Genomic DNA, 19842 nt, shown 5'->3' with positions numbered 1-19842 from the left:
CGTAGGTCAAATGGCGGCGGCGAGCAGCACGATGCCGACGGCCAGCAGGTCGAGACCGCGGAAGAGCTGGCGGACGAGGTTGGCGGGCATCGGGCCCATCGGGGTGTCGGTGAACCCCGGATTCGCGTAGTCGACGCCGGTCCGGGTCACCGTGCGCAGGATCGAAAGCACCGCGAGCGGCACGGCGAGCCACGCCGTCGCGGGGAACGACGTCCCACCCGCGAGGGTGACCACGGCGAGCAGCGCCGCCCAGAGCGATCCGACGCCGGCCAGCACCACGCCGTGGGTCAGGACCAGGCCGCGGTTCGCCGTCCCCAGCCACCGGCGACGGCCCGGGTTGCGCCACAGCTCGCCGAGCCCGGCGCCGAACGGCGTCAGCGCTACGTACGCGCCGACGCCGACCAGGACCGCACCCGGCACCGTCGGCATCGCGATGTGCGCGACGACGACCGCGAAGCCGACCAAGACCGCCGCACCCGCGTACCGCGACCGGCCGAGCGTGCCCGCCCAGGCCAGCCGCAGCGGCGTCGGACGGCGCAGCGAAAACCGCCCGGCCGGCGCGGACGGCGGGAGCAGCATCATCGGGTCGAGGAAGGTGACGGCGACCGAGCGCAGCACCCGGCCGTCCCACCCGGCGAGCAGCGTCGCCCGGCCCGCGCGCACGACCGGCTCGCCGCCGAACGCCAGCGGCAGCGCCGCGGCCAGCACGCCGGCCGCGACGAACTGGACGGTCACCGGCCCGAGGCCGAACGCGGCGATCGCCAGCCCGAGCACGGCGAGCAGCAGCGAGCCGAGCGCGTCGAACCAGAGCGCCGTCCTCCTCGCCGAGACGAAAGCCACGACACCGGTCGCGGCGACGAGCGCGAACGCCGCGCGCCACTGGTCGAGCCCCGCGCCGCCGGCGGCGAGCAGCAGCGCCGCCAGGTAAGCGGTCACCGCGACCACGCCGGTCCAGGCGCCGAGCAGCCGCAGCGTGACGACGCGGCCGCGGTCGACCGGGGCGAAGTCGAGCCAGGTCAGCTCCGCCGGTTCGACCCAGACGAAGCCGCGGCGCAGCAGGCCGCGCCAGCCGACCGCGCAGCAGAGCGTGAGCAGCCCGAGCACGGCCGGGAAGTCGACCCGCGACGAGCCGTACAGGGCCCGGCGCCAGCCGTCGACGTGGAAGAACGCCGTGAACAGGAACCCGAAACCGAACAGGAAGACGAACCCCGCCAGGTCGCCGCTGAAGATCCCGCCGAACCGCTTCCGTCCGGGGATCCGCATCCGGCGTGGTGCCAGCGTCACCACAGCTCGAGCACGCTGTCCGCGGCCTCCAGCAGCGGCGGGTGGTGGGTGGCCACCACGACCGCCGCGCCGGCCGCCGTCGACCGGGCGATCACCTCGACCAGCCACTCCTTGCCCGCGGTGTCCAGCGCGCGCTCCGGCTCGTCGAGCAGCAGCAGCCGGTGCGGTCGCGCGGTGACGCCGAGCAGGAGCAGCCGTCGGCGCTGGCCCGCGGAGAAGTGCCCCGATGTCACCCGCATGCGTTCGCCGAGGCCCGCGTCGCGCAGCAGCTCCTCGTGGTCGCCGAGGTCGGCGCCGAACGAGCCGGCCAGGAGTTCCAGGTGCTGCACCGGCGTCAGCTCGGCGAAGAAGTCGGAGTCGTCGAACAGCACCGACACCTTGCGCCGGAATTCGACGTCCCCCTCGTCCGGCACCTCGCCGTCCACGAGCACGCGGCCCCGCTGCGGCTTCTGCATGCCGTAGAAGCACCGCAGCAAAGTCGACTTGCCGGTTCCGTTCGGCCCGACGATCGCCGCGCACTCGCCGGGGTCGACGGAGAAGTCCAGGTCGTCGAACAGCCACTGCTCGCCGGCCCGGACGCCGAGCGCCTTCGCGTCGATCATCGGAGGTGCTCGAGGACCGGCGCGAACTCGTCGAGGAACGGTTCGAGGATGGTGAAGTAGCTGAACCCGAAGCGCTCCCGGTGGGCGCGGAGCTGGTCGGCGATCTGCGCCGCCGTGCCGACCAGGGCGACCGGCAGCTCGCCGATCGCTTCGGCGGGCGCTTGATCGCCGAAGCGCTGCTCGAGTTCGGCCAGGCCGCCCGCGCGGTCGTTCGTGACCTTCACGAACTGGCAGAGCAGGTTGAACTCCACTCGCGCCTCGCGGTCGCCGAGCTTCGCCCGGACGAACGCCACGCGCTCGTCGACCTCCTCGGGTGCGGCCGCGACGAGGGGCGCCCCGTCCGGAGTCTTCGTCGTGCCCATGAACCCGATGATGTCGGCGTGCTCGGCCGCCAGGCCCAGCATGCGGTCGCCGCGGCCACCGAGCAGCAGCGGCGGTCCTTCGGAGCGGACGGGCGCGGGCTTGTGCTCGGGATCGGCGTACCGCCGCTTGAGCTCGGTGATCGTCCGCTCGAGGTGGTCGACGCGCTCGCGGGCGGACGGGAACGGCATCCCGGCGGCCTCGAACTCCTCCTTGACGTACCCGGCGCCGAGCCCCAGCTCCAAGCGTCCGTCGGTGAACTGGTCGGTGCCCGTGACGTCCCGGGCCAGCAGCACCGGGTTGTAGAAGGGCGCGTTGAGCACGAAGGTGTTCAGCTTGACGCGCGAAGTGACCTCGCCGGCGAGCACGAGGGCGGGAAACGGCGGCGCCATGCCGAGGTGGTCGGCCGCGGAAAGGACGTCGTAGCCCAGGCCCTCGACCTTGCGGCACTTCTCGACCCACTCGGCACGCGAGCCCGGCACGACCATGTTGATCCCGAAGCGGAACGGTTTCTCCCCAGTCATACCGACAAGGTACTCAGCGGAGCTTCTCGATCACCGGGGCGAGCCTGGTCAGGTCGTCTTCGAGCACCGTGAAGTAGCTGACGCCGAGGGTCTCGCGGGCGCGCAGCAGTTGCTCGGCCACCGCTTCCGCCGAGCCGGCGAGGACCGTCGCCAACTCGCCGAGCTCCTCGACGCCGAGATGCGGCACGAGCTGGTGTGCCGTCTCCAGGGCCGCCCGCCGGTCATCGGTGATCCGGACGAAGTGGACCATCAGGTTGAGTTCGGCGTCCCGGCCGTCGAGCACCCGCTTGAGGAAGCCGGCGCGCTCGGCCAGCGCGGCGGAATCGGCGAGGGCCAGCCGCCCCTCGGGCGCGCCGGGCGCCGTGCCGGTGAGGGCGATGGTGTCGGCGTGCGCGGCGGCGAAGGTCAGCACCCGGTCACCGCGGCCGCCGAGCAGCAGCGGCGGCCGCGGGCGGCCGGTGAACGCGCGCTCGATTTCGGTGACCGCGTCGACGAGCCGCGTGAACCGGCGGCCGGGCGTGCCCCAGTCGATCCCGGCGGCTTCGAACTCCGCGCGGGCGTACCCGGCGCCGATCCCGATCTCCAGCCGGCCGCCGGTGAACTCGTCGAGCGCGGCGAGGTCGCGGGTCAGGAGCACCGGGTTGTGGAAGCTCGCGTTGAGAACGTAGGTGTTCAGCCGGATCCGTTCGGTGGCCTCGGCGGCGAGGAGCAGCGCGGGCACCGGCGCGACCCGCCCGAGGTGGTCGACCACCCCGACGACGTCGTAGCCGAGGTCCTCGGCCGTGCGGCATTTCGCCACCCACTCGGCCCGTGAGCCGGGCACGTACAACGCCACCCCGAAGCGGAACGGTCTCATGATCGCGAAACTACAGGCAGAAGGGGACGTCCCGCGGGACGTCCCCTTCTGCCGGGAAAGCTAGGCCAGACGCTGGGCCAGCGCGTCGAGCTCGTCACGCAGCGACGTCGGGACCCGGTCGCCGATCTTGTCGAACCACTCCTCGATCAGCGGCAGTTCTTCGCGCCACTCCTCGGGCTTGACGTCGAGGGCGGCCTGGATGTCCTCGATCGGCTCGGTGAGGCCCTCGGTGTCGAGGTCCTCGGCGCGCGGCACGAACCCGACCGGCGTCTCGACGGCGTTGCCGCGACCCTCGACGCGCTCGACGACCCACTTGAGGATGCGCGAGTTCTCGCCGAAGCCCGGCCACAGGAAGCGGCCGTCGTCGCCGCGGCGGAACCAGTTGACGTAGAAGATCTTCGGCAGCTTGTTCGCGTCGGCGTTCTTGCCGAGGTTCAGCCAGTGCTTGAAGTAGTCACCGGCGTGGTAGCCGAGGAACGGCAGCATCGCCATCGGGTCGCGGCGCACGTTGCCGACCGCGCCGGCGGCCGCGGCGGTGGTTTCCGACGACATGGTGGCGCCCATGAACACGCCGTGCTGCCAGTCGCGGGCCTCGTTCACCAGCGGCACGGTCGTCTTGCGGCGGCCGCCGAACAGGATGGCCGAGATCGGCACGCCCTTGGGGTCGTCCCACTCCGGCGCGAGGATCGGGCACTGCGACATCGGCGTGCAGTAGCGCGAGTTAGGGTGCGCGGCCTTCTCGTCGGAGTCCGGTGTCCAGTCCTGGTGCTTCCACGACGTCGCGTGGGCGGGCTTGTTCTCCATGCCCTCCCACCAGATGTCGCCGTCGTCGGTCAGGGCGACGTTCGTGAAGACCGTGTTGCCCTTCTCGATCGTGCGCATCGCGTTGGGGTTGGTGTGCCAGTCGGTGCCCGGCGCGACGCCGAAGAAGCCGAATTCGGGGTTGACCGCGTACAGGCGGCCGTCCTCGCCGAAGCGCATCCAGGCGATGTCGTCGCCCAGGGTCTCGGCGCGCCAGCCCGGGATGGTCGGCTGCAGCATGGCGAGGTTGGTCTTGCCGCAGGCGCTCGGGAACGCGGCCGCGACGTAGTGGACCTTGTCCTCGGGCGAGATCAGCTTGAGGATCAGCATGTGCTCGGCCAGCCAGCCCTCGTCGCGGGCCATCACCGACGCGATGCGCAGCGAGTAGCACTTCTTGCCCAGCAAGGAGTTGCCGCCGTAGCCCGAGCCGTAGCTCCAGATCGCGCGTTCCTCGGGGAAGTGCGAAATGTACTTCGTTTCGTTGCAGGGCCAGGAAACGTCCTTCTCGCCCGGCTCGAGCGGCTTGCCCACGGAGTGCAGCGCGGGCACGAATTCACGCTCGGATCCGTCGGGCGCGACGAACTTCTCGAGTGCCGCCTTGCCGGCGCGGGTCATCACGCGCATCGAAGCGACGACGTACGCGAAATCGGTGATTTCGATACCCAGCTTGGGATTCTCGTCGCCGAGCGGGCCCATGCAGAACGGGATGACGTACATCGTCCGGCCACGCATCGAGCCGCGGAAGAGCTCGGTCATGGTGGCCTTCATCTCGGCCGGGTCCATCCAGTTGTTGGTCGGGCCGGCGTCCTCGGGACGCTCCGAACAGATGAAGGTGCGGTCCTCGACGCGGGCGACGTCGTTCGGGTCGGAAGTGGCCCAGAAGGAGTTCGGCTTCGACTTGAGCTGCACGAACGTGCCGGCCTCGACCAGCTCCTGGTTGATCCGGGCGGCTTCTTCGTCGGACCCGTCGACCCACACCACGCGGTCCGGGGTGGTCAGCTCGGCGACCTCCCGGACGAAGGACAGCACGCCACTGTGCGTCGTCGGCGCGGTGTCCAGTCCGGGGATGGCGACTGCGGTCATCTCTACTCCTGACTTCCGACGACAAAAGAAGCCCACACCGGAACGACGCTGTCCCGGTGCGGGCGTCTTTGCCGGCGACCGAATGGCTTCGCGCACCGGCTGGCGAACCGGTGTGCGCGATTTGGGATTCCTTGAGAGTAGCCGCATGACCGGCAAGTAACCGAGAGCTGACGTGTAGGTTCTCTCACAAGAACGATAAGGGAATCGATTCAGACGTCACTTGATCGGTGTATTCGCTGAAAATCTTCCGGTGGCTTGGGACACAGCCGTGACCTGCTCGTTTTCATTGAAGACATGAAGAAAGCCCGAGGCCGCGGCCTCGGGCTTTCAAACTATGACCTGGGTCACTTCAGTTCGGCGAAATCCACTGCCCGGTGCCGGAGTCGATGCGGGCGACACCTTCCAGGACCTGCGTGCCGGCCTCGCCCCAGGCGGCGTCGGCGGCCGGGTCGCTGTCGGTCCCCGAGTCCATCAGTCCATTGGAGACTTCGGTCCACTGGCCGGGGCCGGCGTGCTCGAACGTCGTGGTCGTGCCGTCGGCTTCGGTCTGCACCGCGATGTCCGCTTCGCCGTCGCCGTCCTTGTCGGTGAAGGCGATGGTGCCGCCGCTCTTCGTCTCGACGATGGCGGTGTCGTTGTGCCCGTCGTGGTCGGTGTCGATGGTCGCCGCCCCCGCGTCCACGTCGCCGTCCGGCATGTCCGCGTGGATGTGGCCGCCGGAGCCGGCGTCCCGGCCCGCCGTGCCCGAGTCGTCGTGGCCCCCGCCGTGCGATTCCACCCACTGCCCGCTGGCCTCGTCGTAGACGGCCTGGTCGACGACCTTCCCGGTGTCGTCCAGCACGGCGTACTGGTCGGCCTCACCGTCGTGGTTCGTGTCGATGAAGGCCTGGGACGTCCCGTCGTCGTGTTCGATGATCGCGGTGTCGTTGACGCCGTCGTCGTTCACGTCGTAGTTCACCTCGGCCTGGTACTCCTGGCCGTCGACGTGGACGGTCATCGCGTCCGGGCTGGAGGCGTCGGTGTCGCTGCCGCCACTCTCGTCGACCCACATGGGAACTTCCCCCTTTGAACCGGGTAACAGTCTCTGACCTGCTGTCGGAGGGTATGACTCACCGTAGGCCCGTTCGGTTCCGCTCCACAACCGGGCGCGCGGTCAGGCCGTCTTGTCCCGCAGTGCCCGGATCCGGGTCAGGAAGGCTTCGGCGCGCTCGCGGCCGTCGCTGACGTCCTTGAGCCGCTTCGACACGATCGCGATCTTCTTCGCGCGTTCCTGCGCCCCCATCTTGATCGTCTTGTCGACTTCCTTCAGCTCGCCCTCGATCGCGTCGATGCGACGGCCCAGTGCTTCGTCGAGGGCCATCGACAGCTGCTGCTCGGCCTCGATGAGCTGCTCGGCGACGAGCTGGTCGAGCGTCGAACGGGCGTCCGCGATGGCCTCGACCAGCCACTGCTTCATGTGCTGCTTGTCGGCCGCGTGCTTGCGCGTGCGGGCCATCCACCAGCCGGCGCCGAGACCGATGATGATCGTCGCCGGCAGCACGACCGGGTTCAGGATCGCGACGCCGGCCAGTGGCAACGCGGCCACCTTGCCCGCCCCGACACCGCCCGAGATGCCCATGAAGACGAGCAGCTTGTCCTCGGCCGTCGGCGGCTTCTTGTCCGGCGGCCGCAGCACCACCGGCGGGCCGCCCGCCCTGGCGAACTGAGCGCGGATGACGTCCAGCTCTTCGGGCGAGAACAGCTCCGACAGCGAGACGTTGGTGACCTGGTTCAGGCGCTGGGAAAGCAGCATCGAAATCCGCTGCGACGTCGTCTGCAGCGCGATGTCGACCTGCTGCGGCAGCGCGGCCAGCTCGTCGCGCTTGGCCGCGTCGATCAGCTGGCGGAAGTGGGTCTGCGCGTCCCGCATCTGCCTGCTGCTCTCGTGCCCGACCTCGACGCGGGTGCGCTGCACCTCGCCGCGCAGCTTCAGCTGCCAGCCGCGGGTCGACGTCCGGCGTTCGGCCTGCAGCTGGTCACGGCGTTCGCGCAGCTGCTCGGCCTCGGCCTCGCCCGCCGACAGCGCGCGGCTCTCGGCTTGCAGCTTCGCCTTCAGCTCACCCAGCGCGCTGGATAGCGCACGCAGGGTGTTCGCCTCGCCGAGCATGGCAGACCGGCCCACGAGCAGCTCCTGCAGCGCGGTCTGCACCGCCGCGATGCCGGACTTCTCCCGCAGCATCGCGGCCATCTGCTCGTTGGGCGCCTTCGCCGCCGTCTCGAACATCCGCGCCGACACGGGGTGGAACACCGCGTCGGCGAAGCGTGGCGCGTGCTCGCGCAGCAGCTGCCGGTCGGCCTCCATGACCTCGCGCCAGCCGCGGAACATGTCGACCTTGGTCAGCGCGAAGACGACGGTCTCGACGCGCTCGCCGACGTCACGCAGGAACTGCAGCTCGGTCGAGGTGAACGGTGCCGAGGCGTCGACGACGAACAGCAGCGCGGTCGCCCCCGCGGCGGCTTCCTTGGCGAGCTCGCCGTGCATCGAGTCGAGCCCGCCGACACCCGGCGTGTCCACCAGCGAAAGCCGTTCCAGCAGCGGCACCGGACCGGTGACCTCGACGTACCGCGGCGGGATCTGGCCAGGTGGCAGCTCGTGCGCGGCGGACACCCAGTGGATCAGCTGGCCCAGGTCGATCGGCACCGGGGCGAGCTGGCCGGGGTAGCAGGCCTGCGCGCCCCACGCGTCGGCGTGGTCGAACACGAGGTAGGTGGCGGTGGCGACGTCGGCGTCCACCGGGGACAGCCCTGGCCGTGCGAGCAGCGCGTTGACCAGCGAACTCTTCCCGCGGTTCGTCTCGCCGACGACCACGACGGCCGGCTTCTTCGGCCGCGCCTTCCGGATGTCTTCGACCCACCTGGCGGCGTCCGGATCGGCGTCGCGGACGAGGGTCAGCAGCTGGTCTCGCGTCGCGGCGACCTGCACGGGCAGGCTCGGCGCGGTCGGTGCGCTCACGGGTTCTTCTTCGCGTAGACGGTGACTATGGGGGCACGCAGCAGCCGGTCGTGGTCGGCGAAGCCGGTGACCTCGGTTTCCGCGACGATGCCGTCTAGCGCCGGGTCGTCGGTCGGAACGGCGCCGCCCGCTTCGTGCTGAGCCGGGTCGAACCGCTCGCCGTCGGGCCGCAGGGCCTGAACGCCGATCGCGGCGAGCCCCTCTTCCAGGCGTTCGACGACGCCGCCGCTGCGGGCGCGGTCCAGCGCGTAGAGGCACATCTGGATCAGCGCTTGTCGGTCCGCTAGAGCACGCTCAAGGTCGGTGACCTGCTGCAAGGGGTGCACATCGGTGTCCGACGCGCCGGATCCGCCGTCGGTTCCGTCCTTGCGAAACCAGCCCATGAGCACAGTCTGGCGGATTCGGGCGGTCAGGGTCAGACCAGCTGGTCGATCACCTTGCGGAGGACCGCTTCCAGGCCGGGGCCGTCCTCGGCGAGCCGGGACGAGACGAGCAGCTGGTCCTCGGCCGTGCGCAGCCAGATCGAGCCGGCGACCGAGATCTCGATGATGTTCAGGCGGAACGGGTAGGCGTGGCGGCCCTGCCGGACCTCGGCCTCGCGGACCAGCTGCCTGAGCCGCTCGCCGGCCACGATCTGGCGCCGGTAGAAACCGGGCGCCCACGGGGTGCCGCTCGACGGCTCGCCCGCGCCGCGCAGGGCGGGCCCGCGGGCGTTGGCGAAGTGGCGGGCCGCCGCGGGCCCGAAGAAGTCGATCGCGTTCCGCATCGCCGAGTCCTGGGCGAGCGCCGGCCTGCCGTAGCGGGTGCGCGGGCTGCGCGGGTCCGGGTCCTCGCGGTTGCGGAGGAAGGCCAGCAGATCGACCCACCAGTCGGCCCACTGCTCCTGGACGGCCGCGCGGTCGACGGCGGGCGGGATGTGCACCGGGACCTGCGGCTCGACCGGCGGCAGCACCTGACCCTCGGAAACGGACAGGGCCAGCGCGTCACGGATGTACAGCGCGACGTCGACCTCGGTCTCGCTGCCCCAACCCGCTCGCCAGGATGTCGTGTATTCCCGTTGCACGTTTCCACAGTACGCGGGAAGACGCGGCGACCAGGGAAAGTCGGCACGGAACGACAACCTCAGCCCTGCGGGTCGCGGACCTGTTGCCAGAGCAGGAAGTACGCCCGGTGGACGACGTGCGCGACGCGGCTCTGCGCCGGCGTCGCGCCGAAGGACGCGAAGGACCGCCACCAGCCCGCGCGTTCGAGCGCGTGCGCGGCCAGCTCCTGACGCGGGGCGCCGGGCTTGCCGAGCTGGGCGCCGATGTCGGCGTTGCTGCCCACCCGCAGGACCTCTTCGGTGAGGTCCTCCGGCATGTCGACCGCGCCGGAGGCGACCAGCGTCAGTGCTTCGAGCAGCCGCAGCTGGTGGGCCTCGGGCTTGGCGAGCAGGACCTCGATGGCGTCGTGGACGCGCTGGCGCTCGCCCGGGTCGGCCGAGGCGTGCGCGAGCGCGGTGACGGAGGCGAGGGCGGCGGCCGCCTTGATGCCGTCAGCGCGGGCGGCGAACACCACCGCCAACCGCTGCCGGACCGCTTCCAGGCCGGACGCGTCGAGCAGCGAACGCCGCAGCGCGCCCGCGGTGATCTCCGGCTCCTTGCGGACGACCTCGACGGCGTGGGAAATGCCGAACAGGTCGAGCTTCTCCAGCAGCCGCAGCCGCGTGCCCGCCGGGACGTCGCACTCCCAGCTCGTGAACATGTCGGCCGACATGAGCATCATCTGCAGGACGTCGTCGTCGAGCTCGGCGAGCTGCCGCAGGGCCTCGGCGTCGGCGGAGGTGAACCCGCCGGACTCGGCGGACTCGGCGATCAGCCCGATCACCGGCAGCACGTCGGCGACGCGCGGCTTCAACGTCGAGGCCTGCTTCTCGGCGAGCAGGGTCGCGGCTTTCCAGACGTCACCGCCGGAGCCTTCGACGGACTCGGGCGCGATGGTGTCGGCCTTGTTCAGCACGGCGATCGCGTTGACCGGGCCCGCCTCGCGGCTCGCCGTGGCCGCGGTGAAGGCGGCGAGGGCCTGCTGGTCGTCTGCGCGGACGCCCTGCGTGACGACGTACAGGACGGCTTCGGCGCCGGCGACGGCGTTGCGCGAGGTGTCGTCGAGCTCGTCCGAGCCCTCTTCGTCGTCCTCTTCTTTGCGGTGTTTCGCCGCGCCCAGCAGCTGCTCCGTGCGGGACACCGACGCGGCGTCGAGCGAGCCGAGGCCCGGGGTGTCGATCACCGTCATGCCCTGGAGGACGGCGTTGGTCAGGTACGCCTCGATGTGCGACACCTTTTCGATGTCGACACCCAGCTCGGCGGGGATCATGCCGTCGGAGGCGAAGGGGAGCACCTGCTTGCGGCCGTCGGTGAAGACGATCTCGACGCGGTCGACCGTGCCGTACTGGAACCGGGTCACCAGCCGGGTGCACTCGCCGATGTCGGTCGGCGCGACCCGGCGTCCGATCAGCGCGTTGACCAGGGTGGACTTGCCCGACTTGATCCGGCCGGCGACGGCCACCTGCAGCGGCGCGCCGAGCCGGCGCAGCACCTCCGCGAAACCGGCGGCGGTGCGCGCGGAGACCTGCGGCTGCAGGCGGTGACACAGGTTGGCCACCGACATCGACAGCGGACCCGCGAGCCGGCCCTGCTCCGGTGACGTCACGGCCCCCAGCCCTCCCCGTCGTACGGACAACCCCTGAATCGTGCCATGCGGCTCATCCCCAGGTCGCACCGAAGGTGGTACCGCCGACCGACGCGCGGGATTCGCGGCGCGACCTAGTGTTGTGTGGTGCGACGGCTGAGCCTCTGGATGCGTGCCCACCCCATGGCGGGCGACACGGTGCTGGCCGTCCTGCTCGGCCTGATCGACCTCCTGCTGTTCACCGCCGACGGCTTCGACGAAATCGCCGAAATGCCGCCCTGGTACATCGCCGTGCCCTTGGACATCGTGATGGTGGTGCCGCTGGTGTTCCGGCGGAAGTCGCCGCTGTGGTCGGCGTACGTCGTGCTGGTGATCAGCGTCGTGCACGGGACGCTCCAGCTCGGCATCTCCAGCGTCGCCGGCCTGGCGATGAGCATCTACTCGGTCGTCGTCTACGCCGGGCGGCGGCAGGGGCTGGTGTACGTCGGTGCCGTCGCCATCGGGTCCGCCGTGCAGCTGGCGCTGGGCCCGGCGAACGAGGTCGTCATCTCGGCGCTGTTCCTCGCGTTCGGCATCGCCCTGTGCTGGACGCTCGGCGAGTTCGTCGGGGCCCGGCGCGCCTACGACGTGGAAGTGGAGGCCAGGTTGCACCTGCTCGAAACCGAACGGGACCAGGCCACGCGGATCGCCGTGGCCGAGGAGCGCGGGCGGATCGCGCGCGAGCTGCACGACGTCGTCGCGCACGCGGTGAGCGTCATGGTCGTGCAGGCCGACGGCGCGTCGTACGCGATGCAGAGCAACCCCGAACTCGCTCAGCGGGCCCTGCAAACGATTTCCGAGACCGGCCGGGGCGCGCTCGGCGAACTCCGGCGACTGCTGGACGTGCTCCGCAGCGACGACGCCGACGGCGAGCCCCGCGTCCCGCAGCCGGACGCGCACGCCCTCGCCGAGCTGGCCGACCGGATGCGCACGGCCGGGGTGCCGGTGGAGCTGGAGATCGGCGACCTCGGCGAACTGCCCGCCGGTGTCTCCCTCGGCGTGTACCGGATCGTGCAGGAGTCGCTGACCAACACGCTCAAGCACGCCGGGCGCGGCGCGACCGCGGCGGTGCGGGTGCACCGCACCGGCGACCTGGTGGAGGTGCTGGTGTCCGACGACGGCGCCGGCCGCGTCCCGCAGCTGACCCCGGCCGGCGGACGGCGTGACCCGCGGCTCTCGGTGCCGGGCGGGAACGGCCTGATCGGCATGCGCGAACGCGCGCACGTGTACGGCGGGACCCTCGACGTGGGCCCGGCTCCCGGTGGTGGATGGCAGGTCCGCGCGGCCCTGCCGGTTAGGTTGGACAAGTGATCCGTGTGGTGGTCGTCGACGACCAGGAACTGATGCGCGTCGGCTTCCGGATGGTGCTGGGCGCCCAAGCCGACATCGATGTCGTCGGCGAAGCGGGCGACGGTGCGCAGGCGATCAAGCTGGCCGGGGAGCTGCGCCCCGACGTCGTGCTGATGGACGTCCGGATGCCGGTGCTCGACGGCGTGGAGGCGACCAAGCGGATCGTCGCCGACGGCACCGCGCGCGTGCTCGTGATGACGACGTTCGACCTCGACGAGTACGTCTACGCGGCGCTGCAGGGCGGGGCCAGCGGGTTCCTGCTCAAGGACACCCAGCCCGACCACCTGGTGTCGGCGCTGCGCGCGGTCGCCTCGGGCGACGCGGTCGTGTCGCCGTCGGTCACCCGGCGGCTCCTCGACCGGTTCGTCGGCACCGGCGGCTCACCGATGCGGGACACCGCCGAGCTGGACGTGCTCACCGATCGCGAGCGCGAGGTGCTCGTGCTGATCGCCAAGGGCATGTCGAACCTGGAGATCGCGGAGGCGCTGTTCCTGTCCGAAGCGACGGTGAAGACGCACGTCGGGCGGATCCTGGCGAAGCTGGAGCTGCGAGACCGGGTGCAGGCCGTGGTGCTGGCCTACGAAACCGGTCTCGCCCGCCCCGGCATCTCCTGAATCAGCGGAAGCCGTCCGGCGGGGTCGTCGCCGGGTCCTTGCCCGCGTTCCGGACTTCGGTGAGCCAGCGGCCGAAGTCCGGGCGGTCGCCGTCGACGTCGGTGTAGCCGTACTCCTTCATCAGCGTCCACGACGCCAGCGTCCGCCCGGCGAAGCGCGCGACCTCCGGGTCCTGCGCCAGCGCCGCGACGCCGCGGGCCAGCAGGTACGGCGTCTCGGAGATCTTGAAGTCGACCGGGGCGAGCTTGCCGACCGCGTCGCGCCAGTTGTCCTCGGTGACCTCGAAGTGGTCCAGCATCGACTCCGAGCGCAGGAACCCCGGCGTGACGGCGAGGCCGACGCAGTCGTTCTTCTTCAGCTCGACGCCGAGGGCACGGCCGAGCGCGCGGATACCGCACTTCGCCAGGTAATAGGGGAGGCCCGCGCCGACGTAGTCGTCGTTGTCGCCGTCAGTGACCTCCAGGACGAGCCCGCGACGGGCGACCACGAGCGGCAGGAGCTTGTGCAGCGCGATGAGGTGCGTGTCGAGCGCGTTGTGCGTCAGGGTGAGCGCGTCTTCCAGCGGCGTCTCCCAGAAGGGCGCGTCGAAGTGGAAGTACATGTCGCCGCCCCAGACGTCGTCGACCAGGATGTCGATTCCGTCCACTTCGGACTCGACGCGCGCCTTCAGAGTGTCCACATCGGACACCGAGGTGAAGTCGCAGCGGACGACGACAGCCTTGCCGCCCGCCGCCTCGACCAGCTCGCCCGTCTCTTCGATCGTCTCCGGGCGCTTCATCGGCGACACCGTCTCGCGCGTCGTGCGGCCGGTGACGTACACCGTCGCGCCCGCGCGGCCCAGCTCCACCGCGATCGCCCGCCCGCAGCCCCGGGTCGCACCGGTGACCACCGCGACCTTGCCCTTCAAACTCATGCGTCCTCCCGTCCCCGCCACGCGGCCAGCACCGCGTCGACGTCCTCCGCCAGCCGGTCGGCCAGCCGCCCGTGCGGCCGGATCGACCAGTCGATCGACACCCCGTTGATCACGGCGAGCACCGCGCGGGCCGCCCGCGGCACGCTCGGCGCGTGCGGCAACGACGGCGCCGCGGCCCGCACGAGCCGCCGCAGTTCCTCCTCGACCGCCGTGAAGTGCTCGCCCAGCAGCGCCCGCAGCACCGGGTCGCCGATGTCCACGCCGAACTGGCCCAGGTGGTTCGCCGCCTCTTCGGCGTCACCGAGCACCGCGTAGACCGACACCGCCGCGGCGCGCAGGCCGTCGACCGGGTCGTCCGCCCGCTCGGCGCACTCCCGCATCTGCTCGACCGCCCGCCGAGTGGCCCGCCGGCTCATCGCCTGCAGCAGACCGCTCTTCGAACCGAACCGCTGCGCCACCGTGCCGACCGAGACACCCGCTTCCGAGGCCACCTGCGCCAGCGTGAAACCGGGGCCGCAGCGGCCGATCACGGTTTCCGCCGCACCCAGCAGCCGTTCGTCGGTGATGCTCCTCGGCCGGGCCACCCAGTTATTGAACCACAGTTCATTAATGACGTCGAATCAGGGTCGACTCAGGGTCATCACGGATCGCGCATCGTCCGAAGAGCCAGCAAGGTACTACTCAGGTAGGGGGAAGGGTTCGGCCTCCAGGGTGACGCGCGAACCGCCTCCGACCCGCGACGATGAACGCGTCGTAAGCGAGGGGCGGAAGAGGAGCAGTCATGATCGAGGCAACCGGCCTCACCAAACGGTACGGAAAAACGCTGGCGGTGAACAACCTGTCGTTCTCCGTGGCCGCGGGTCAGGTCACCGGCTTCCTCGGCCCGAACGGGGCGGGCAAGTCCACCACCATGCGCATGATCCTGGGCCTGGACAACCCGACGGGTGGCCAGGTCACCATCGGGGGCAAGAAGTACCACGACCTCAAGGAACCGCTGCGCACCGTCGGCGCGCTGCTCGACGCGAAGTGGGTGCACCCGAACCGCTCGGCGCGGGCCCACCTGCAGTGGATGGCGAAGTCCAACCGCATCCCGGCGGCCCGGGTCGACGAGGTGCTCGACGTCGTCGGCCTGACCAGCGTCGCGAACAAGCGCGCCGGCGGGTTCTCGCTCGGCATGTCGCAGCGCCTCGGCATCGCCGCCGCCCTGCTCGGCGACCCCGAAGTGCTGCTGTTCGACGAGCCGGTGAACGGCCTCGACCCCGAGGGCATCCTCTGGATCCGGAAGTTCATGCACCGGCTGGCCGAGGAAGGCCGCACCGTTTTCGTGTCGAGCCACCTGCTTTCGGAGATGGCGCTGACCGCGAGCAACCTCGTGGTGATCGGCCGGGGACAGCTGATTTCGCAGTCGTCCACCGAAGACTTCGTCTCCCGCGCGGCCGAAAACACGGTGAAGGTGCGTTCTCCGCAGCTGGCCGAGCTCCGTGACGCCCTGCAGCGCGCCAGTGCCGGGGTCACCGAGGAGGCGAACGCGCTCGTGGTGTCCGGGATGGACAGCGACAAGATCGGCGAGATCGCCGCCGCCAACCGGATCGTGCTGCACGAGCTGAGCCCGCAGACCGGCTCGCTCGAGCAGGCCTTCATGCAGATCACCGGCGACTCCGTCGAGTACCACACAGGCCTCGACGCCGAGGCGCAGCACGTGCTCGAGTCCGCCAAGTAACCGGGGAAACCAAGATCATGAATCTGCTCGCGGTCGAACGCATCAAACTGTTCAGCACCCGCTCGCCGTGGTGGTGCGCGCTCATCACCCTGGCACTGGCCATCGGCTTCGCCGCCATCATCGCCGGCGCGACGGACGCCGGCTCCCAGCTCACGACCTCCGCCACCCTGTTCGGCGGCACCCAGTTCGGCATCGCCGTCGTCATGGTGCTCGCCGCGCTCGCGGTGACCACCGAATACCGCTTCAACACCATCCGCACGACCTTCCAGGCCGTGCCGCACCGCTCGCCGGCCCTGATCGCCAAGGCGGTCGTCGTCGCGCTGGTGGGGCTGGTCATCGGCGAGATCGCCGCGTTCGGCGCACTCGGCCTCGGCATGCTGATGCGGCCGAACGACGGCCTCGGCCTGCACACCACGCAGGACTGGCTGAACGTCGCCGGGCTCGGGCCGGTGTTCGCGATCGCCGCCGTGCTCGCCGTCGCGCTCGGGATCCTCATCCGGCACAGCGCCGGCGCGATCGCCCTGCTGCTCATCTACTACTTGGCCGTCGAGGAGCTGGTGCAGTTGATCCCGAAGATCGGGCACCACATCCACGAGTGGCTGCCGTTCAACGTGGCGAACAAGTTCCTGCGCGGCTCGGCGGTCGTCGACGGCCCGCCGCCGTCGGACTCGCCGCTGAGCCCGGGCTGGGCGCTGGCGTACTTCGCCGGCATCGCCATCGTGTTCCTGCTCGTCGCACTCGGGGTGGCGAAGAAGCGGGACGCCTAATAGGGGGAACAGGGGAAATAGGGAAAACACCGAGTCCGGGTCGCGCTGTCGGGGGGCGACCCGGATTCGGTGTTTCGCAGTAGGCTCCCCTTCGACGGACGGGGGAGCCCCATGATCGAAGCGACCGCACTGACCAAGAGGTACGGCGCCACGACCGCGGTCAACGAGCTGACGTTCACCGCGCGGTCGGGGCGCGTCACCGGGTTCCTCGGCCCGAACGGCGCCGGCAAGTCCACGACGATGCGGCTGATCCTCGGCCTCGACACGCCCGACGCGGGCACGGTCCTCGTCGACGGCGTCCCGTACCGGCAGCTGAAAGATCCACTCAGGACGGTCGGCGCGATGCTGGACGCCACCTGGCGCCACCCCGGCCGCAGCGGGCGCGACCACCTGCGCTGGCTGGCCGCGACCAACGGCATCCCGGACAAGCGCGTCGAAGAGGTGCTGGCCCTGGTCGGCCTGACGAGCGTCGCCAAGAACCGCGTCCTGCAGTACTCGCTCGGCATGCAGCAACGGCTCGGGATCGCCGCGGCGATGCTGGGCGACCCGCGCGTGCTGCTGTTCGACGAACCGGTCAACGGCCTCGACCCCGAGGGCATGGCCTGGATCCGGCAGCTCCTGCACACGCTGGCCGCCGAGGGCCGGACCGTGTTCGTCTCCAGCCACCTGCTGCCGGAGATGGCGCAGACCGCGCAGGACCTCGTCGTCATCGGCCGGGGCAGGCTGATCTACCAGGGCACGATGGACGAATTCATCGCGCGGACGAGCGAACACGGCGTTCGCGTGCGCACGCCCCACTCGGCCGAGCTGCGTGCCGCGCTGACCGGGCAGGCCGAGTTCCGCGAAACCGACGGCGCCTTCATCGTGTCCGGATTGGACAGTGACCGGATCGGGCAGCTCGCCTTCGACGCCGGCGCGACGCTGCACGAGCTGAGCCCGATCACCGGCTCGCTCGAGCAGGCCTACCTCGATCTCACGCGCGACGCCGTCGAGTTCCCCACCGCGTCTTCCCCGGAGGTTGCCCGATGATCACCAACCTCCTCCGTGCGGAGCGCATCAAGCTGTTCAGCACCCGCGCACCGTGGTGGTGCCTGGTCATCGCGCTCGTCGCGCCGCTCGGCTTCACCGCGCTGTTCTTCGTGCTGGCCGGGCCGGAGATCCCGCCGACCGTCGGCAACACCCAGCTCGCCAGCGGCAACGGCCGGACCGTGCTGCTCGTCCTCGCGGTGCTCGCGACCGCGTCGGAGTTCAACTGGGGCACCATGCGGCTGACGTTCCAGGCGGTGCCGAGCCGGGTGCCCGCGCTGGTGGCGAAGGTGCTGGTCGTCAGCGCGGTCGGCACCGTGCTCGGCCTGGTCGTCGGCTTCGGCTCGTGGGGCCTGGCGTCGCTGGTGCAGCCGGACGCCGACCTCGCGCTGCACTCGGCCGAGGCTTGGCGCTCGGTGCTCGGGCAGAGCCTGGTGTTCCTGTTCACCGCGGTGGCCGGGGTCGGCGTCGCGCTCCTGCTGCGCAGCGTCGCCTTCGCGCTGACGATCGTCCTGGTGTGGACGCAGGTGCTGGAAGGCGTGCTGGTCTTCATCCCGGGCATCGGCAAGCACATCTACCAGTGGATGCCGTTCCACGCGGCGGACCAGTTCGTCGGCGCGGCCGGCTTCGGCGCGGGCGCGCTGGGACTGCCACCGGCGCCGCTCGGGCCGTGGGGCTACCTCGGTTACTTCGCGGCCATCTGCGTTGCCCTGTTCGTGGCCGGCGTACTCGTCACGGCACGGCGTGACGCCTGAGCGTGACCGCCGTCTCAATACCCCAAGAAACTGTGTTAACAAAAGGTGAAACACCTGTGGCTTCCCTCACAGCCGCCGGACATACTGCTATGACCAGGCAAGATTCATAAGAGAGCGCACCGGAACCGTCTGAACTCCCCCTGGAGGTGATCCTTGACGGTGGACACCGGGCAAGAATTGGGTGGCACGATTCCCCGAGCCCGCGTCGAAGACGACGCCCCCCGGCTCGAACCGATGTTGGACCTCGAGTGGTCGCGGGCGATCGAACTCCCGCAGGCCGCCATGACGGCGGCGACGCCGGCCGAACTCCGCCGGGCGTGGGTGCACCGCGCGCCGCAAGACAGCGTCCTGGCCCTGTTCCGTGCTTCGGCCGGGATGTCGGGACCGATCCCCGCGCCGTGGTGGCTGCGCGCGATGGCGGACGGCAAGCTCGATTCGCGGGAACAGGGTTTCCGCGTCGAGGACCGGATCGCGCAACTGCTCGGCAGACGCCCGGGCTGGGAATTCGTCCCGTGGGCCGCGGACGGCGAATCCGGGTACTGGGAGTTCATGCCTTCCGAACGAGGGAAATCGGGGCACGCGATTCCCACGACGGTCATGAACACCGACCGGCACCCGGGCTGGATCGACGTCCTGCCCGCGCACACCGGGCCGACGCCGGATCCCATCCCGGTCGCCGGGCTGGCCGGGCTGCGATCTCGTCTCGGGGTGTTCGAAGCCGTTCGTTGATCCATCCATGCCCCCGCCACCACCCTCAACGGAGGTGCTTCGCACCCGGCTACATTCCCCTGGTGCAAAACGAAGACGGACGTCGGCTGCGCAGCGTGGTCAGTTACGTCAAGCGCGGTGGCCGGATGACCGTCGGGCAGCAGCGGGCGTGGGAAGAACACTGGCCGCGGCTGGGCCGCACGGTGGGCGAGCTGCCCGAGGGGCCGCTCGACTTCGCCGCGTGGTTCGGCCGCGAGGCACCGGTCATGGTCGAGATCGGCTCCGGCATGGGCGAAACGACGTCGCAGCTGGCCGCCGCGGCGCCGGAGCTGAACTACGTCGCGGTCGAGGTCTACGACCCGGGCCTCGGCCAGCTGATGCTGCGCGCCGAAAAGCTGGGCGTCGAGAACCTGCGCCTGCTGCACGGCGACGCCGTCGTGCTGCTGACCGAGCACGTCGAGCCGGACTCGCTGCACGGCGTCCGCCTGTTCTTCCCCGACCCGTGGCCGAAGAAGAAGCACCACAAGCGGCGGATCGTGTCGCCGTCGTTCGCGGCGCTGGTGGCGTCGCGGCTCGCGCCGGGCGGCACCTTCCACCTGGCGACCGACTGGGAGAACTACGCCGAGCAGATGCTCGAGGTCTGTTCCGCGGAGCCCGCCCTGCGCAACCGGTACGACGGCTGGGCGCCGCGGCCCAAGTGGCGGCCGGTGACCAAGTTCGAGCAGCGCGCGGACGTCGAAGGCCGCGTCTCGCACGACCTGATCTTCGAGAAGCGCTGAGG

The 19842-nt window shown here is 70.6% G+C and carries 20 protein-coding genes; 8 read left to right on the top strand and 12 right to left on the bottom strand.

What is annotated here, in order from left to right; all coding sequences use genetic code 11:
- Positions 1-6: 6 nt before the first annotated feature.
- From CF165_RS03150 to CF165_RS03105, 10 genes are all read right to left on the bottom strand, one after another.
- Positions 7-1287, bottom strand: coding sequence for a hypothetical protein (locus tag CF165_RS03150; RefSeq protein ID WP_093945888.1), 1281 nt, complete (start codon positions 1285-1287; stop codon positions 7-9).
- Positions 1281-1886: an ABC transporter ATP-binding protein gene (locus CF165_RS03145; RefSeq protein ID WP_093945887.1), complete on the bottom strand. Its 606-nt coding sequence runs from the start codon at positions 1884-1886 to the stop codon at positions 1281-1283. Before CF165_RS03145 ends, CF165_RS03150 begins: the two co-directional genes overlap by 7 nt.
- Complete coding sequence (locus tag CF165_RS03140) at positions 1883-2770, bottom strand: LLM class F420-dependent oxidoreductase (protein WP_093945886.1); 888 nt, start codon at positions 2768-2770, stop codon at positions 1883-1885. Before CF165_RS03140 ends, CF165_RS03145 begins: the two co-directional genes overlap by 4 nt.
- Positions 2771-2783: 13 nt before the next feature.
- A complete protein-coding gene (locus tag CF165_RS03135; protein ID WP_093945885.1) occupies positions 2784-3626 on the bottom strand; it encodes a TIGR03621 family F420-dependent LLM class oxidoreductase in 843 nt (280 codons plus the stop codon).
- Positions 3627-3686: 60 nt separating this feature from the next.
- Complete coding sequence (locus tag CF165_RS03130; RefSeq protein ID WP_093945884.1) at positions 3687-5510, bottom strand: phosphoenolpyruvate carboxykinase (GTP); 1824 nt, start codon at positions 5508-5510, stop codon at positions 3687-3689.
- 349 nt (positions 5511-5859) lie between these two features.
- A complete protein-coding gene (locus CF165_RS03125) occupies positions 5860-6561 on the bottom strand; it encodes a hypothetical protein (RefSeq protein WP_093945883.1) in 702 nt (233 codons plus the stop codon).
- Between the two features lie 102 nt (positions 6562-6663).
- Positions 6664-8502: a dynamin family protein gene (locus CF165_RS03120; protein ID WP_093945882.1), complete on the bottom strand. Its 1839-nt coding sequence runs from the start codon at positions 8500-8502 to the stop codon at positions 6664-6666.
- Complete coding sequence (locus CF165_RS03115) at positions 8499-8885, bottom strand: nucleotide exchange factor GrpE (RefSeq protein ID WP_167441334.1); 387 nt, start codon at positions 8883-8885, stop codon at positions 8499-8501. Before CF165_RS03115 ends, CF165_RS03120 begins: the two co-directional genes overlap by 4 nt.
- A 32-nt stretch (positions 8886-8917) precedes the next feature.
- A complete protein-coding gene (locus CF165_RS03110) occupies positions 8918-9565 on the bottom strand; it encodes a hypothetical protein (RefSeq protein ID WP_093945880.1) in 648 nt (215 codons plus the stop codon).
- 59 nt (positions 9566-9624) lie between these two features.
- The gene (locus CF165_RS03105) at positions 9625-11148 is read right to left on the bottom strand and encodes a dynamin family protein (protein WP_205660754.1); all 1524 of its coding nucleotides are present in this window, start codon (positions 11146-11148) and stop codon (positions 9625-9627) included.
- 189 nt (positions 11149-11337) lie between these two features.
- On the opposite strand from CF165_RS03105, the gene CF165_RS03100 reads away from it, so the two are divergent.
- A complete protein-coding gene (locus tag CF165_RS03100) occupies positions 11338-12519 on the top strand; it encodes a sensor histidine kinase (protein WP_439098488.1) in 1182 nt (393 codons plus the stop codon).
- The gene (locus CF165_RS03095) at positions 12516-13172 is read left to right on the top strand and encodes a response regulator (protein WP_093945877.1); all 657 of its coding nucleotides are present in this window, start codon (positions 12516-12518) and stop codon (positions 13170-13172) included. The genes CF165_RS03100 and CF165_RS03095 overlap by 4 nt, the downstream gene beginning before the upstream one ends.
- A 1-nt stretch (position 13173) precedes the next feature.
- Here the strand turns inward: CF165_RS03095 and CF165_RS03090 are convergent, their stop codons facing one another.
- Together CF165_RS03090 and CF165_RS03085 are read right to left on the bottom strand one after the other, a co-directional pair.
- The gene (locus CF165_RS03090) at positions 13174-14085 is read right to left on the bottom strand and encodes an SDR family NAD(P)-dependent oxidoreductase (RefSeq protein WP_093945876.1); all 912 of its coding nucleotides are present in this window, start codon (positions 14083-14085) and stop codon (positions 13174-13176) included.
- Positions 14082-14669: a TetR/AcrR family transcriptional regulator gene (locus CF165_RS03085; protein WP_093945875.1), complete on the bottom strand. Its 588-nt coding sequence runs from the start codon at positions 14667-14669 to the stop codon at positions 14082-14084. Before CF165_RS03085 ends, CF165_RS03090 begins: the two co-directional genes overlap by 4 nt.
- Before the next feature lie 197 nt (positions 14670-14866).
- On the opposite strand from CF165_RS03085, the gene CF165_RS03080 reads away from it, so the two are divergent.
- The 6 genes from CF165_RS03080 (at position 14867) to trmB (ending at position 19840) form a co-directional block, all read left to right on the top strand.
- A complete protein-coding gene (locus CF165_RS03080; RefSeq protein ID WP_093945874.1) occupies positions 14867-15805 on the top strand; it encodes an ABC transporter ATP-binding protein in 939 nt (312 codons plus the stop codon).
- Between the two features lie 17 nt (positions 15806-15822).
- Entirely contained in the window at positions 15823-16572 is a 750-nt protein-coding gene (locus CF165_RS03075; protein ID WP_093945873.1) for an ABC transporter permease, read from the top strand.
- Positions 16573-16683: 111 nt separating this feature from the next.
- Positions 16684-17601, top strand: a complete 918-nt coding sequence (locus CF165_RS03070; RefSeq protein WP_093945872.1) for an ABC transporter ATP-binding protein — start codon at positions 16684-16686, stop codon at positions 17599-17601.
- Positions 17598-18353 (top strand): hypothetical protein, encoded by a 756-nt coding sequence (locus CF165_RS03065; protein WP_093945871.1) that lies wholly within the window; start codon positions 17598-17600, stop codon positions 18351-18353. Before CF165_RS03070 ends, CF165_RS03065 begins: the two co-directional genes overlap by 4 nt.
- 159 nt (positions 18354-18512) lie before the next feature.
- Positions 18513-19082: a hypothetical protein gene (locus CF165_RS03060; RefSeq protein ID WP_093945951.1), complete on the top strand. Its 570-nt coding sequence runs from the start codon at positions 18513-18515 to the stop codon at positions 19080-19082.
- A gap of 125 nt (positions 19083-19207) precedes the next feature.
- Entirely contained in the window at positions 19208-19840 is a 633-nt protein-coding gene (gene trmB / locus CF165_RS03055; protein ID WP_439098487.1) for a tRNA (guanosine(46)-N7)-methyltransferase TrmB, read from the top strand.
- The last annotated feature ends 2 nt before the right edge of the window (positions 19841-19842 follow it).

Origin of the sequence: Amycolatopsis vastitatis, assembly GCF_002234595.1 — a bacterium.
Taxonomy (GTDB): domain Bacteria; phylum Actinomycetota; class Actinomycetes; order Mycobacteriales; family Pseudonocardiaceae; genus Amycolatopsis; species Amycolatopsis vastitatis.
This window is presented reverse-complemented; position numbering and strand designations above follow the sequence as displayed.

Excerpts from the sequence above, each read along its gene's own strand:
- CF165_RS03145 (WP_093945887.1), bottom strand. The coding sequence starts at position 1,886 with ATGATCGACGCGAAGGCGCTCGGCGTCCGGGCCGGCGAGCAGTGGCTG.
- CF165_RS03140 (WP_093945886.1), bottom strand. The coding sequence starts at position 2,770 with ATGACTGGGGAGAAACCGTTCCGCTTCGGGATCAACATGGTCGTGCCG.
- CF165_RS03135 (WP_093945885.1), bottom strand. The coding sequence starts at position 3,626 with ATGAGACCGTTCCGCTTCGGGGTGGCGTTGTACGTGCCCGGCTCACGG.
- CF165_RS03130 (WP_093945884.1), bottom strand. The coding sequence starts at position 5,510 with ATGACCGCAGTCGCCATCCCCGGACTGGACACCGCGCCGACGACGCAC.
- CF165_RS03125 (WP_093945883.1), bottom strand. The coding sequence starts at position 6,561 with ATGTGGGTCGACGAGAGTGGCGGCAGCGACACCGACGCCTCCAGCCCG.
- CF165_RS03115 (WP_167441334.1), bottom strand. The coding sequence starts at position 8,885 with ATGGGCTGGTTTCGCAAGGACGGAACCGACGGCGGATCCGGCGCGTCG.
- CF165_RS03105 (WP_205660754.1), bottom strand. The coding sequence starts at position 11,148 with ATGTCGGTGGCCAACCTGTGTCACCGCCTGCAGCCGCAGGTCTCCGCG.
- CF165_RS03100 (WP_439098488.1), top strand. The coding sequence starts at position 11,338 with ATGCGTGCCCACCCCATGGCGGGCGACACGGTGCTGGCCGTCCTGCTC.
- CF165_RS03090 (WP_093945876.1), bottom strand. The coding sequence starts at position 14,085 with ATGAGTTTGAAGGGCAAGGTCGCGGTGGTCACCGGTGCGACCCGGGGC.
- CF165_RS03080 (WP_093945874.1), top strand. The coding sequence starts at position 14,867 with ATGATCGAGGCAACCGGCCTCACCAAACGGTACGGAAAAACGCTGGCG.
- CF165_RS03075 (WP_093945873.1), top strand. The coding sequence starts at position 15,823 with ATGAATCTGCTCGCGGTCGAACGCATCAAACTGTTCAGCACCCGCTCG.
- CF165_RS03070 (WP_093945872.1), top strand. The coding sequence starts at position 16,684 with ATGATCGAAGCGACCGCACTGACCAAGAGGTACGGCGCCACGACCGCG.
- CF165_RS03065 (WP_093945871.1), top strand. The coding sequence starts at position 17,598 with ATGATCACCAACCTCCTCCGTGCGGAGCGCATCAAGCTGTTCAGCACC.
- trmB (WP_439098487.1), top strand. The coding sequence starts at position 19,208 with ATGACCGTCGGGCAGCAGCGGGCGTGGGAAGAACACTGGCCGCGGCTG.